The sequence below is a fragment of the Vagococcus penaei genome, assembly GCF_001998885.1.
GTDB classification, from domain to species: domain Bacteria; phylum Bacillota; class Bacilli; order Lactobacillales; family Vagococcaceae; genus Vagococcus; species Vagococcus penaei.
Window position 1 is genome coordinate 996192 of sequence record NZ_CP019609.1, and the last position, 14360, is coordinate 1010551.

Genomic DNA, 14360 nt, shown 5'->3' on the forward strand with positions numbered 1-14360 from the left:
AAATAAAAACAGCATAATTATTATAGGAACTACATTTTCTATCCCTTTAACTAGTAGGAACTGTTTTTAATGATATCAGATTCAGAGAAATAAAAAATTAATAAAGAAAAACAAACCGCATGAGACAAATAAACAAAAAAAGATAATGAAGGTGAAAATAATCTCACATTCATCATCTTAAATAAATCAAAACAGCAATAGCTCTAAAACGACGCAGATATTAGAAAGCCTAAAAAGATGGTTTTGGAAGCATTCAAAACAGCATAGCTCTAAAACATATTGATAGTTTCGATTGTTTCTTTGCTAGTTTTGGAAGCATTCAAAACAGCATAGCTCTAAAACGAAATAGAAGGATTAGAAGATTGGCGAGAAGTTTTGGAAGCATTCAAAACAGCATAGCTCTAAAACTTGTCAGCAATGATTGAGACGTTATTGTTTGTTTTGGAAGCATTCAAAACAGCATAGCTCTAAAACGGATGCCCAGAAGAAACTTGTAGAAAAATAGTTTTGGAAGCATTCAAAACAGCATAGCTCTAAAACAGTGTACGTGGTATGACAGCGTACGGAGCGGTTTTGGAAGCATTCAAAACAGCATAGCTCTAAAACAAATCAGAATTTAGCACTTTCGAGCAGACAGTTTTGGAAGCATTCAAAACAGCATAGCTCTAAAACGCACCTTCTGTCTCTTTAGTCAATTTACGTGTTTTGGAAGCATTCAAAACAGCATAGCTCTAAAACTCCCTATCATCTATCCTTACTCCCCAACGGTTTTGGAAGCATTCAAAACAGCATAGCTCTAAAACATGTCGGTTTAACTCCAGGCGGTTGGATTAGTTTTGGAAGCATTCAAAACAGCATAGCTCTAAAACACATTTCGACTCATGCTTGCAATCTCGTTGGTTTTGGAAGCATTCAAAACAGCATAGCTCTAAAACGGAAGTCGCAAACACAAACCTTATGTAGCAGTTTTGGAAGCATTCAAAACAGCATAGCTCTAAAACGCTATGAGAATCAATTAAAAACTACAACTGGTTTTGGAAGCATTCAAAACAGCATAGCTCTAAAACAAATGTCGTAGCACTAACGTAGAGTTTATGCGTTTTGGAAGCATTCAAAACAGCATAGCTCTAAAACAAAGTGTTCACAAGCAAAGCGCAAGCTAGCGTTTTGGAAGCATTCAAAACAGCATAGCTCTAAAACTGCGTTGCTTCTTCACTAGCTCGATTAACAGTTTTGGAAGCATTCAAAACAGCATAGCTCTAAAACCAAGAATATGACAACATTAGACAATTAATCGTTTTGGAAGCATTCAAAACAGCATAGCTCTAAAACAAATGGTGTAGGAGTGCCTAAGAGCTCACAGTTTTGGAAGCATTCAAAACAGCATAGCTCTAAAACTCGGGCAAACGTTTAAACCACACGTCACCTTGTTTTGGAAGCATTCAAAACAGCATAGCTCTAAAACAAACTAGGTTCATCACCTTTTTTGAATTGAGTTTTGGAAGCATTCAAAACAGCATAGCTCTAAAACAGCTAAAGTGTGGGAAATCGAAGACGAGTAGTTTTGGAAGCATTCAAAACAGCATAGCTCTAAAACTAGTATTTTGTTCGTCTAGAAGTTTATTCGGTTTTGGAAGCATTCAAAACAGCATAGCTCTAAAACACGGAGATATCATCTTAGCTTTACGCTCAAGTTTTGGAAGCATTCAAAACAGCATAGCTCTAAAACCCTTCTCTTTAACTGATAACTCAAATAGATGTTTTGGAAGCATTCAAAACAGCATAGCTCTAAAACACCAGTTGCTGCACCTGTTTCCTCGTCTTTGTTTTGGAAGCATTCAAAACAGCATAGCTCTAAAACCTGTTTTAGTCGCTCTAGTAGCTCCTGTTAAGTTTTGGAAGCATTCAAAACAGCATAGCTCTAAAACTGTTAATGCCGACTATTTCCTCGCCAACATGTTTTGGAAGCATTCAAAACAGCATAGCTCTAAAACTGCTTGCTCAGCTTCCATTCCAAATGCTCTGTTTTGGAAGCATTCAAAACAGCATAGCTCTAAAACGTACGCACCAGCTCAAATTGAGTTACAACAGTTTTGGAAGCATTCAAAACAGCATAGCTCTAAAACAATTGAGCTGGATATTGTTTAGTGTTTGTTGTTTTGGAAGCATTCAAAACAGCATAGCTCTAAAACGACTAAACGTGTAACCATTTTCGGTCACATGTTTTGGAAGCATTCAAAACAGCATAGCTCTAAAACCAACTCCTGTAGCTTCACCATTAAATGCGTGTTTTGGAAGCATTCAAAACAGCATAGCTCTAAAACTATATTAACTGCTAATCTCAATCGACGCATAGTTTTGGAAGCATTCAAAACAGCATAGCTCTAAAACGGTTAGCCAAATTTGACGCTACAATAGTTAGTTTTGGAAGCATTCAAAACAGCATAGCTCTAAAACTCAAAATCTTGGAATAAATCCAACTCTTCCGTTTTGGAAGCATTCAAAACAGCATAGCTCTAAAACACTAGTACGTTCATGGCTGATTGAGACTCTGTTTTGGAAGCATTCAAAACAGCATAGCTCTAAAACGTTTAAAATTACCGTTTGCTAAAAGAGTAAGTTTTGGAAGCATTCAAAACAGCATAGCTCTAAAACACATAACCATACCACCAGTCGCATAGGACAGTTTTGGAAGCATTCAAAACAGCATAGCTCTAAAACTCTAGCGTTTGTATTTGCTCACTTAGTCGTGTTTTGGAAGCATTCAAAACAGCATAGCTCTAAAACTTTGCTCATAGTCTTGGCGGACAAGCAAATGTTTTGGAAGCATTCAAAACAGCATAGCTCTAAAACTTAAAAATTAATGCGGACGGCACTATCGATGTTTTGGAAGCATTCAAAACAGCATAGCTCTAAAACGGAGTTTTAAAAGGTGCTTGGGACGGTATCGTTTTGGAAGCATTCAAAACAGCATAGCTCTAAAACACGTTCCTTTAGCGATAGTAGTTTCTCCAAGTTTTGGAAGCATTCAAAACAGCATAGCTCTAAAACCGCTGCGCTTCTTTGACTTAAATATCTTTTGTTTTGGAAGCATTCAAAACAGCATAGCTCTAAAACGTTAAAACATCTTTAACTCGTTGTTTTTCTGTTTTGGAAGCATTCAAAACAGCATAGCTCTAAAACATCGTGATAATCAGTCCCCAAGTCCAACGAGTTTTGGAAGCATTCAAAACAGCATAGCTCTAAAACAAGCTAACTCTGGGAATTGCTTCACTCCATGTTTTGGAAGCATTCAAAACAGCATAGCTCTAAAACAGACGAGATGGTTATGAATGGCGTTTAAATGTTTTGGAAGCATTCAAAACAGCATAGCTCTAAAACTTCTCAGCAAAAACTTGCTGTAACCGAATTGTTTTGGAAGCATTCAAAACAGCATAGCTCTAAAACCCTTTGCTTACAGGAATAATGTGATCAATAGTTTTGGAAGCATTCAAAACAGCATAGCTCTAAAACGTACTCAACAGTCGATCTATTTATATTCGTGTTTTGGAAGCATTCAAAACAGCATAGCTCTAAAACATGTTAGCTTTAAGCATTTCGAGTCTCGACGTTTTGGAAGCATTCAAAACAGCATAGCTCTAAAACGTAAGGAGTGGTTAAACGCAACAGAACTAGGGTTTTGGAAGCATTCAAAACAGCATAGCTCTAAAACTGACATTTAGCACTACAAAATTTTTGCTTGGTTTTGGAAGCATTCAAAACAGCATAGCTCTAAAACAAGTGGTACTTGGCTACTGTATAGCAAGCAGTTTTGGAAGCATTCAAAACAGCATAGCTCTAAAACCTCGCAGAAAATTTCTCGGTTCCGTAATCGCGCCATTCATCCATAGCAAGATGTCTCTTTTGAATGCTAATTTAGTTAGTAGATTATTCTTTTTTCAAGGAACAGTCTTTAAGTTTATTATAACATAGTTTCACTTGTAACATAATAGTCTTTGTCGATAATAAATTGATTAACGCCTTCAATTTTATAGTGTTCCAAAAACAAAACATCGCTATCAAATAACGAAATATATTCACTTATTTTAATTAATTCTTCTTGATTAAAATACGAACAGACATTAATAAAAACAATGAATTTTTTCTTTGACAGGTACTTAAAAACCTGAATAATTTCTAACATTTTTTCAAATAGTGTGTCTGTTTTTGTTTCAATCTTAACGCCTAAGATTTTTAATAGTTCTAAAAAAGTAATATCGTCCAGTTCTAAATCTAACTCATGATTAAGTAACTCTACTTCAATTAGGCGCGTAATCCCCAGTGACAAGTCTTCAATCTGTGTCTTAACATCTGGTGACTCATTTAATTGTTGTTCCAAATCAGAATAGATGAGTTTTAACACGCTTGCTGCATTTATGTCAAAACCTAAGATATCCGTAATAACCAATAGTTCACTTTTATTGATGGACTGGTAATCCTGTTTATAGAGTTTCAGCTCTCCAGCTTCTTCATACTGATAAAATAAACGAATCAGTCTTGTAAATAAATCTCTCTCCTCTACTACTAAAAATGTGGCCTTGTTAATTGAGAGTGGCTCATCTAAAATAGGGAAATTAATGTGTCTCATAATTATCTCCTAAAAAAATAATTCTAGTATCTGTATTACTAACAGTTGTATCATACTCTCCATGTAAATAAAGCATTTTAGAAAATTGTTTTTCAGTCACCGTTAACGCAGTAATTAAGCCTTTTTTAGGATTATTCTTTTTCAATCGTGCTGTCATCGCTTGACTCGCTGAATTATTTAATAAAATTTTGCTATAGACAGAGTATTGATGCATAATAAACCCTTCACTGAGTAAAAATTTGCGAAATAAGCGATAGGCTTTTCTATCATCCGCCGTTTCTGTTGGTATATCAAACATAACTAACATTCTCATATATCGATAACTCATATCCTAAACATAGGAACTCCTTCCCTTTCTCCATTTAAAGCTTTTACTATTTTTTTTGTATAATCACTAACAATATTAGTTAAAAACATTTCTTTATTATCGTAATGATACGTGTCATTGAATAAATCAAATAGACATCGTTTCATTACATAGAATGGTTCATCTCGATTTTCATAGATGATAGCATCCACTAAGACACGAAATGGTTCCATCAAATCACTTGCCAAATTAAAATCATTAAACTGGTTGGCATGTTTGAGTCCAATTTGTGTCATACAACCATTTTTACTAATTTCTCTAGCAAACAAACTCATCAATAGTGTATATCCATAATTTAAACCGGCATTGATGTCATTTTCTGACTCTCTTGTAAATTTAGTACCAAATAACGTATTAAAATAAATTCTCGCTGCATGACCTTCACGATTTGTTGGGTCAAAAAGACCCAACGAATCATGTAAATACAAAATCGCATCTGATTTCTCATAAAAAGCCAAGTGTTTTAAAAAGTAACTTTGATTAATGATTTTTTGTGAAATAATGTCTGTCCAAATAGTTGCTTTTTGTTCATACGACCAATTAATTTGTTTTGGTAACTGGAGACTACTATTGTGACAACCAAAAAACGGCATCATTTTACCAATTGGCAACCGCTTATCATCGCAAAAAATCACTAAAATATTTTCGTCAATTAAGCGTTTCATCAACATAGTTGTAATCGTGATATTAGTGGTCTCTAACAATAGACTATCTATTTCCGATAAATGAATCATTTCTCGACTGTCAACAGATTTAAAAATAAGGTGATTATTTTGATAAGATAATTTCGAGTGTGTGTTGATAATCACTGTCCGCCATCCCATAATTGCTACCTCTTAATTTTCCAACGTGACTCATAAAGTCCCGTCACTGACTGATTGACAACACATCCGTCAAAAATAGCAGTGAAATCCGCTTTAGTTCGGTATCTATGCCTAGCTATCTTGCAATCATAAAAATTAAATTCCATAGCCGCTCCTATTTTAGTGAATTTTAGTAAATTGATAAAGGCTTCAGCCGTTTCAATGATAGTATTCTGGCGATTTATTTCGTAGGCCGCTTCAATTTTTTTCAGTACATTATCTGCTGCCAAATACTTTCTAGCAAATACTAATATGTCATTAAGTAATCGATCGTAGTCTTCTCGATGGGTGGTCACATAGTCTAAGCTATCTAAATTACCGGCGATGGCTTTTTTAGAGTGGGCAATCAACGCCATCATCTTATCTGATAAAACTAATTGGTTGCCTTTTTGTAACTCATCGGCACTAGCTAAGAAGCGTTTCGTCCCATCTTCTTGTAAGAACAAGGAAAATTTAGGTAATTCAAAATGAAGCGTTGGTGAGATAAATCCTAATGACTCTAGGTATGCTATTTTATCAGCTTCATAGGTTTTTTGTTTCAATAATGAAATACCTATCACGTCATAAGTGAGAGCTTTCTTCTTACCTTTTACATGTGAAATCAAGACAGAATAAACAATCGTAGGACTATTAAAACCACCATATACGGTCGAATCAAGCCCATTTTTACGTGGAATCAGCGTCCCTTGAGCTGCTTTAGGATAGATGGTTTCATTTGTTAGTTTGTCCGTTTGCTTCTCAACTTTTTTGACAATAGACATTTGCTTAGAAGATAGTGTGCGTTTAATCGTTTTTATCGTTGTAGGTGACCAGATAATTTCTCCATTAGCATCGGCTACTCGGTCATCTGTTTTTAAAAACTTCATGATATTGGTGTAGAGGTCTTTTTTTTGTGTCGCTTTGAACCGATTAATCAAACGGCCCTTCACAAATTTACCATACACAAACTCTGGTTTCAGTTGTGGATACTTACGTAAAAGCAATGACCCCACGACGGCATTCAAATACGCATCATGTGCATGATGATAGTCATTCAATTCCCTAATCTTGTAGAGATTAAACTGTTTTCTAAATTGGTTAGTCAGAGAGGACTTCAAAGTGACAATTTGTACTGCTTGATTGTCTTCCTGCCCGTCATTAAACTGACTATCTAAAATTTGGGCAACGTGTTTCGTTATTTGTCTTGTTTCAACCAATTGTCTTCTAATAAACCCCTCTTTATCCGCAGGTGTCAGTCCCCCACGTTCGCTCTTCGTCAAATTATCGTATTTTCGCTTACTAATAAGTTTCGCATCTAACAATTTTTTCCAAAAATATTTTTGTTTTTTAACAATTTCACTACTTGGGACGTCATCTGATTTTCCTCGGTTTGCCTTTGAACTCACTAACACACAATTATCTAATGAATCATCTTTAATAAAACTTTGCGGAATAATGTGATCCACATCGTAATTAGATAATGCATGAATATTTAAGTCGGCACCTGTATACATGTCTTTTCCAGCCTGTAGATAGTATAAAAATAACTTGTCATTTTTTAATTTATCATTCGATGTCGGGTACTCTTTCAATAAATCACTTTGAAAATCTGCTAACATTTTTTCTAAGGCTTTTAATCGAGAATTCGTTTTTTTACTGATTTCATTACTCCTAGCCATCTCAATGACAATTGACTGTGGCGGGTGACCCATGATACCAACAATTTCATTAACGATAGTCAAACTTTGAAGAATGCCTTTTTTGATAGCTGGACTTCCTGCTAAACCATGAATAACTTGACGGATGTCTTCTTCTTGTACTGTTGGTTGTGCTGCTGCGATATCTTCTTTAAAAGACAAAGAAACATCATTAATCAACTGCATGAAATTACGATTGATATTTTTAGGCATACCGTCGTCCTCAATCAAATAATCCATTATTGACTTACCAGTAGTCTTATCTTTTAAACCAACTAATAATTTTTGCGACAGTCTCCCCCAGCCAGTATAATGACGGCGTTCCATTTTTTTCAATGTCTCTTGGCTAAAGCACGTGTCATATTTTTTTAGTTGTTCACGGATCATTTTACGGTCTTCAAAAACCGTTAATAATTTCACCACATCTTCTAATGTATCTACATTGGCTTCATCATCAAGGAATTCTTGTGGAACACCTAATTTTACAAAGTCATGATACACCGTGTATTTAGCATTAAAGGCGGTTTCAATCCCATCAATTTGTGTGCTATCCAATTGGTAATAATTAGCAAAATAATCTTCTAGCAATTTACGTGTTACTTTTCGATGTTTTTTAAATAGATGATTGACTATCTCTCGTTTCTCATTGCCGGATAAGTTGAGACGTTCATTTTTTTCATTAGTATACGTCAGTTTAGTCAGCTCATTAAAAATCATGTATTTCTGATACAAGAAACTATTTTTAGGTAAGACTTTTTCAGTCGGTAAGTAACTGTCATTATTGGTCATCCTTTCAATAAAATCAACAGATGATTGGTATGTATCAACACGTTCAGTAAAATTCCATGGTCTAATCTCACCAGGGGACTTTCTAGTTAACCAACCAAACGAACTATTATGATTACTCAAAGGACCCACATAATAAGGAATTCTAAATGTCATAATGTCTATTATCTTATCTTTATTTTTTTCAATTGACGTGTAATACTTTGATTGATTTTCAAGAATGGCATTTAGCTCATCCAAATGAATTTGATGAGGAATCACGCCATTATCATACGTTCGTTGTTTTCGTAAAAAGTTTTCTTGGTCAATTTTGTCAATAAAATATGCCGCATCTGGCGTATTGTCTAACGTCTTTTTAACAAATTTATAAAATTCTTCCTCTGTTGCTTCACCATCAATGTACCCAGCATAGCCTTTTTTGCTACTATCCTTAAAGATAGTATCGTACTGTTTTGGTAGATATTCACGCACATATTTCTTAAACAATTTCAAATCGTTCTGATGCTGGGTATAACGTTCAATCATACTCGCGGATAATTTTGCATTTGTTTCTGTATCTTTTGTACTTAATATGCCTGATAATTCGATGGCATCGTATACATTTTTTGCCGCAACAAACACATCAGCAAAATCATCCCCTACTTCTGCCAAGAGTTCGCCCAGTTCTTCTTCGTATTCAATCTTGGAAAATTGTAGTTTGGCATCTGCCTCTAAAGCAAATGTCTTTTTAAAATTCCCTTGATTCCCTACAATTAATTTAATAAATTGGGCAAACGTACCCGTTGATTTTTCAGATGGAAAGAGTGCCAATATTGCGTCACTTTTTCGACTACGTGAGGTCTTAGCTGTAACAATTGACTCGACTAAAACAGTAGTATCAACTGGTGACAAAGCTAATCCAGGAACTTGCGTAATAAATTTTTCATTGTAATTGTTTAAGAATTGTTGGAATGTATTATTAATTGACGTATTGGCTGAATTCAACTGACCTTCAATTAGAAAATGGCCTCGATATTTAACGATATGGGCAATAGCTAAGTAAACTAATCGAATATCTGCTTTTTGTGTGGAATCAGCTAGTTCTTTGCGCAAATGATAAATTGTGGGATACTCATTGTGGTAGTTAATTTCCTCATCTAATGTACCAAAAATCGGATATTTAGTGTGGCGTTTGGCATCTTTCACTAAAAAACTATCTTCTAGTCGATGAAAAAAGTGAGCATCTAGTTGATGAATGTCATCTTTGAAAATTGTTTGTAAATAGTTTAAACGGTTACGCCTTCTAAGATAGCGACGACGAGTGGTCCTTTTGATGCGTCGACTCTCCGCCGTCTGTCCTTCATCAAATAAACGAACTCCCCAAAAATTTTTCTTTTGTGCCTTAACTGTCGTATCTCCATAAATCGGCATTTTCCGTCTAACAAGTTGGTAATCTTCTTTTATCACTGACCAACCCACCGAATTTGTTCCAATATCTAATCCAATTGTATAATTCGCTCGCATCTACTTCTCCTCCTATTTATCCGCACTCTTATTGCAGTCAACTCTTGCATAATTTTTCCAATATGCTATAATAACGTTGTTGGTAGCATTCAAAACAACATAGCAAGTTAAAATAAGGCTTAGTCCGTAAGCAACTATTCTAGTGGCACTGTCTCGGTGCTTTTTTTATTTACCTAAATTATAACATATTTTATATATATAAATAACAAATAATGATAAAAAGTCAAGAACACTACTAAGTAAGTGCTCTTGACTTTTTGTCATTATCAAATAAAAATTTACTATAATCTAATTGTAGTTCATGTAAAAAACTATCTACTTAAAAGATAGTCAATACTTCTTAATAATATTTAGATATTAATGTTTTACTTTCAGTGGCAACTCACGACGAGCTCTTAATGCGGAGAGAATGGATACCGTATCAACAACTTCTTGTAGGACAGCCCCAATCAATGCTGGAATGACACCAGTACTCGCAATTAGCATTAAAACAACACAAATCAGCAATCCAATTAAAACCGATTGTCGTGCAATACGCATGGTATCTTTAGATAGTCGCACAGCCTCTGCGACCCGAGTTAAATCATCCTTTAAAATAACAGCATCAGCACTCTCACTAGCTGCAGTTGATCCTGTAGCTCCCATTGCAATCCCTACATCAGCGACAGTTAGAGCTAATACATCATTGACCCCGTCACCTACCATAATAACTGGACGACTGGTTTGTTCTAATTTTTTAAGTACCTCGATTTTTTCTTCAGGCAAACAGTTAGCATGAATATCAGAAATACCAACTTGACGACCGATTTGTTCGGCAATTGATTGATGATCACCTGTTAGCATCACCGTTTGATGAATACCTAATTCATTAAGTTGTTGAATTGTTGCTTTCGATTCTGGTCGTACTGTATCTTTAAACGTAATATAACCCGCATACTCTTTATTAATCGCAATATATACAACTGTTTGGTCAACAGAAACTTCATTAGTAGTACCGGCGAATTTGGCTTTACCAACGTGTACACTTTGGTCATTTACAGTAGCTTCAATCCCTTGACCGGTGACTTCTTCTAGGTTTTTAACCGCAAATAAATCAACCTTATGACTCTTACCATACTCAACCAATGAACGAGCTAAAATATGATTTGATTCTTGTTCAGCACTAATTGCATATTGAAGTAACTGTTCTTCGGAATAACTATCTTTAGCAACATGAATCGCATCAACGAATAACTTACCTTCAGTTAATGTCCCAGTCTTGTCAAAAGCAATACTTTTTGCTTTAGCTAATTTTTCAATTGTTGTCCCTGTTTTTACCACGATACCATTACGACTCGAGCGACTCATGCCTGCAACTAAAGCAACAGGTGCAGCTAAAATTAAAGGGCATGGTGACGCAACAACTAGCACTTCTGCAAAACGGACCGGATCTTTCGATACAAACCACGCAACACCACCAATAAAATATGCTGTCAATGTAAACGGCACAGCATAGCGATCAGCTAAACGCACAAAATGCGCAGGTTTTGCTTCCGATTCACGAACTAATTTAACGAGTGATTGGTACTGACTATCAATTGCCCGCTTAGTTACTTTAAAACGAATAGCCGCATCACCGTTAATCGTTCCGGACATGAGCGTATCATCAACTTTTTTTTCAACGGGTTTTGACTCACCAGTTAAAGAAGATTCATCGACCATCGTTTCACCTTCAACAATGATACCATCGACTGGAACAATTTCACTAGGTTTTACTAAAATCAAATCATCTATCTCCACTTGGTCAACAGGAATATCTTCTACTTGATTGTCAACGACACGATGGGCAATTTGCGGAGAATTATCAAGTAATGACCGCAACTCACGACTAGCTTGACGACTGGCATAATCTTCTAAACTGTCGCCACCTGTCAGCATGATTAAAATCATTAAACTGGCCCAATACTCACCAACCAATAAGGTCGCAATAATCGCTGTTATGGCTAAGATATCGACACCATATTTTCCTGATTTCAACGTTTTAATCATACCAATAAACATCGAAATTGTTGTCATCCCACCAACTACAACAATTAACCAAAAAGCAATTTTCGGTTGATGAAACACAAATTCAGCTAAAAGTGCCACAACACCAACTAAAAGTGTACTCATAAACTTTTTGAAATTACTCATTTCTTCCACCTCATTCCACTTAATTTAATTCCTACTTTTACTTATATTAATGTGAAAATCAAATACCCCAATAGACATTACCACCTTTTTAGTTCATTAAAAAAATAGATAAATGCGTCATTAACTTAAACTTCTATCTTAAGAATAACATCATCATCTAGTAATTAACACTACTAACCACTAATTGAGAAATATACTCACTTATATTTAACAAGTTATCATAACTAGAAAGATTATAATCACTAGCTAACTATCAACTACATCTTATAACATAAAAAACGTTTAAATCTAATTCCTAATGCATTAACACATACTGATAAAGTGTACAAAAAATAATGACATCTTGATTAACCAAGATGTCATTATTTATGAACTAATTATTTTTATGTCTTGCTTGTTTAATTACATCACGCAACTCATCCATACTATCAATATTTTTTACTTTTAACCGGTTAAAATTCTGTAGCATGCGTCGTTGATTAAAATTAAGTCTTGGTAAATGCGTTAATTCTCCACGTTTTTCTCGCAGTTTTTGTAACAATTCAGTCTGACTAATCACCTGTTTGTCATGCGATTTTTGACGTTCCAGTGCAAATTGTTGACTAATCTCAGCTTTCGCTTTGTCAATCTCTTTCGACCAAGCAACCATTGCTTGCCGGAAAGCCACCATATTCACTACTGTATAAATTAAGTCACTCACCATAACGACAATAATGATAATTGGCAATATTAGACCAAAATGACGTTCTAATAAGTCAACAAACAGCATAACTTCTGGTTGCACAATTTTAACAACAAAGACACAAGCTAAGCCCCAAAATAGCGAGATAGGAATCGCAATCCGGCCATTAATATTTAGTGGTACATCATGATAATCCCACCAAGTTGCGTGAAAAGCTTTTTCTAAAACATAGCTTGTTAAATATTCTAAAACGGTCACTAAGACGGCTGAATAAACGTATAGTAAGACGATATTATTTTGATAGGGTTCAACAAAATAAAGGACACTCACCACACCAAATCCATAAATCGGACAATACGGTCCCGTTAAAAAGCCACGATAGTCAAACTTCTTATCTTTTAACGAACAGTAGACCGTCTCCCACAACCAACCTAGAACTGAATAAATGAAAAATAATAAAATTGCTTGATTAACACTAAACACAATACCACCTCTTTCAATAGACTTATTATAGCAAAGATACTGTCTGCCACACGACCGTTTTTGTCAATTCAAAAACATTATTTTGATAAAAAGTTAGCTAAATTCAACAAATTAAGACCTATTGCCATTAAAAAAACTGCCCTTAAATCTTATCACACAGGATAAGACCAGAGCAGTTAATTATTTCTAAAAATCAGTAAATTCGTCTTCTTCAAAATTAGTGACAACTGCCTCTGTTGCATTGGGAATTTTTCTTAATAACAACATTGCACCTGCAATAATTCCTAAAATACCAGGAATAATCCACAAGAAAGTTAATAAAAAGAATGGCACAATTGATAAGATCAAAATAATGATACCAAACAATACATTTTTTTGATTTTTCTTTAAAAAGAATGACAAGACAATCAAGACAATTGACATGACTAATGCTACCCCAGCAACAACTTGAACCCCGCTACCTAACACGTCTAGTGACGCTGAGACTTCTTCAAATGTCATTCCTTCTGGAAGTTCTGCTTCTGCCATAATTTCTGGATTGCTTGAGACAATCGATAATAATCCAGCACCTAAGAAAACTAAAACACTACTTAAAATGCCAAAAATACCACTTAAAAGAGTTAAAACAAATTCTGTTTTTCTTGGATTTTTTTTCATTTACTCTACTCCTTCATCCATTAAATTTGTTGTTTCCTGTTGTGCTTTTAATAAATTAATCGTCACAACACTTGTATTACTTAAAAAATCACCTACATGTTGCTTTTTAGGCGTAAAAGCCGCAACCAAATAACCGACCATTAAAATGCCAGTTTTCAAAATAAAGCGACAGGCTGTTTCACGGATTAATACCGTTTGCCAGCTTAGTTCTGTTTCATCAAAACTCACCACGCGAATGCCAAAAATCATTTTACCCAATGTTTGTCCATGGTTTAATTTAGTTAACAACGTGAAATAACCTAAATAAATAATTAATGATAAAATCCCGTAAATAGTAATAATCGATGAATTCTTTTCTAGTCCTGCTAGATGATACACAAGTCCAATCGTGCTACCCGTGACCAAACTAATACAGATTAGATCAATAATAAATGCATAAGCTCTAATCCAAAATCCCGCGTAAAAATAATGCGGTAAGTCGTTCACATGTTGCGGGCGACGTGGATAATCAGAGCCATGCAAGATGTAAGACTGTTCTTGCATG

Annotated in this window: 8 protein-coding genes and 1 CRISPR repeat array; all 8 genes read right to left on the reverse strand. The window is 35.0% G+C overall.

The features are described 5' to 3' along the window. Positions 1 to 240: 240 nt before the first annotated feature. A CRISPR array of direct repeats spans positions 241 to 3844; the repeat unit is 36 nt; unit sequence GTTTTGGAAGCATTCAAAACAGCATAGCTCTAAAAC. Between the two features lie 117 nt (positions 3845 to 3961). Next, positions 3962 to 4627 (reverse strand): type II-A CRISPR-associated protein Csn2, encoded by a 666-nt coding sequence (csn2, locus tag BW732_RS04675; RefSeq protein ID WP_077275693.1) that lies wholly within the window; start codon positions 4625 to 4627, stop codon positions 3962 to 3964. Beyond that, a complete protein-coding gene (cas2, locus tag BW732_RS04680; protein WP_077275694.1) occupies positions 4614 to 4955 on the reverse strand; it encodes a CRISPR-associated endonuclease Cas2 in 342 nt (113 codons plus the stop codon). The genes csn2 and cas2 overlap by 14 nt, the downstream gene beginning before the upstream one ends. Then, on the reverse strand, positions 4952 to 5818 hold the full coding sequence (cas1, locus tag BW732_RS04685; RefSeq protein WP_077275695.1) for a type II CRISPR-associated endonuclease Cas1: 867 nt from the start codon (positions 5816 to 5818) through the stop codon (positions 4952 to 4954). Before cas1 ends, cas2 begins: the two co-directional genes overlap by 4 nt. Positions 5819 to 5823: 5 nt before the next feature. Then, on the reverse strand, positions 5824 to 9822 hold the full coding sequence (gene cas9 / locus BW732_RS04690) for a type II CRISPR RNA-guided endonuclease Cas9 (RefSeq protein ID WP_077275696.1): 3999 nt from the start codon (positions 9820 to 9822) through the stop codon (positions 5824 to 5826). 357 nt (positions 9823 to 10179) lie between these two features. Continuing rightward, on the reverse strand, positions 10180 to 11994 hold the full coding sequence (locus tag BW732_RS04695) for a heavy metal translocating P-type ATPase (protein ID WP_077275697.1): 1815 nt from the start codon (positions 11992 to 11994) through the stop codon (positions 10180 to 10182). 373 nt (positions 11995 to 12367) lie between these two features. Then, positions 12368 to 13159: a putative ABC transporter permease gene (locus BW732_RS04700; protein ID WP_077275698.1), complete on the reverse strand. Its 792-nt coding sequence runs from the start codon at positions 13157 to 13159 to the stop codon at positions 12368 to 12370. Between the two features lie 186 nt (positions 13160 to 13345). Continuing rightward, on the reverse strand, positions 13346 to 13816 hold the full coding sequence (locus BW732_RS04705; RefSeq protein ID WP_077275699.1) for a DUF4064 domain-containing protein: 471 nt from the start codon (positions 13814 to 13816) through the stop codon (positions 13346 to 13348). Then, positions 13817 to 14359 (reverse strand): RDD family protein, encoded by a 543-nt coding sequence (locus tag BW732_RS04710; RefSeq protein WP_228414977.1) that lies wholly within the window; start codon positions 14357 to 14359, stop codon positions 13817 to 13819. Between the last annotated feature and the right edge of the window lies 1 nt (position 14360).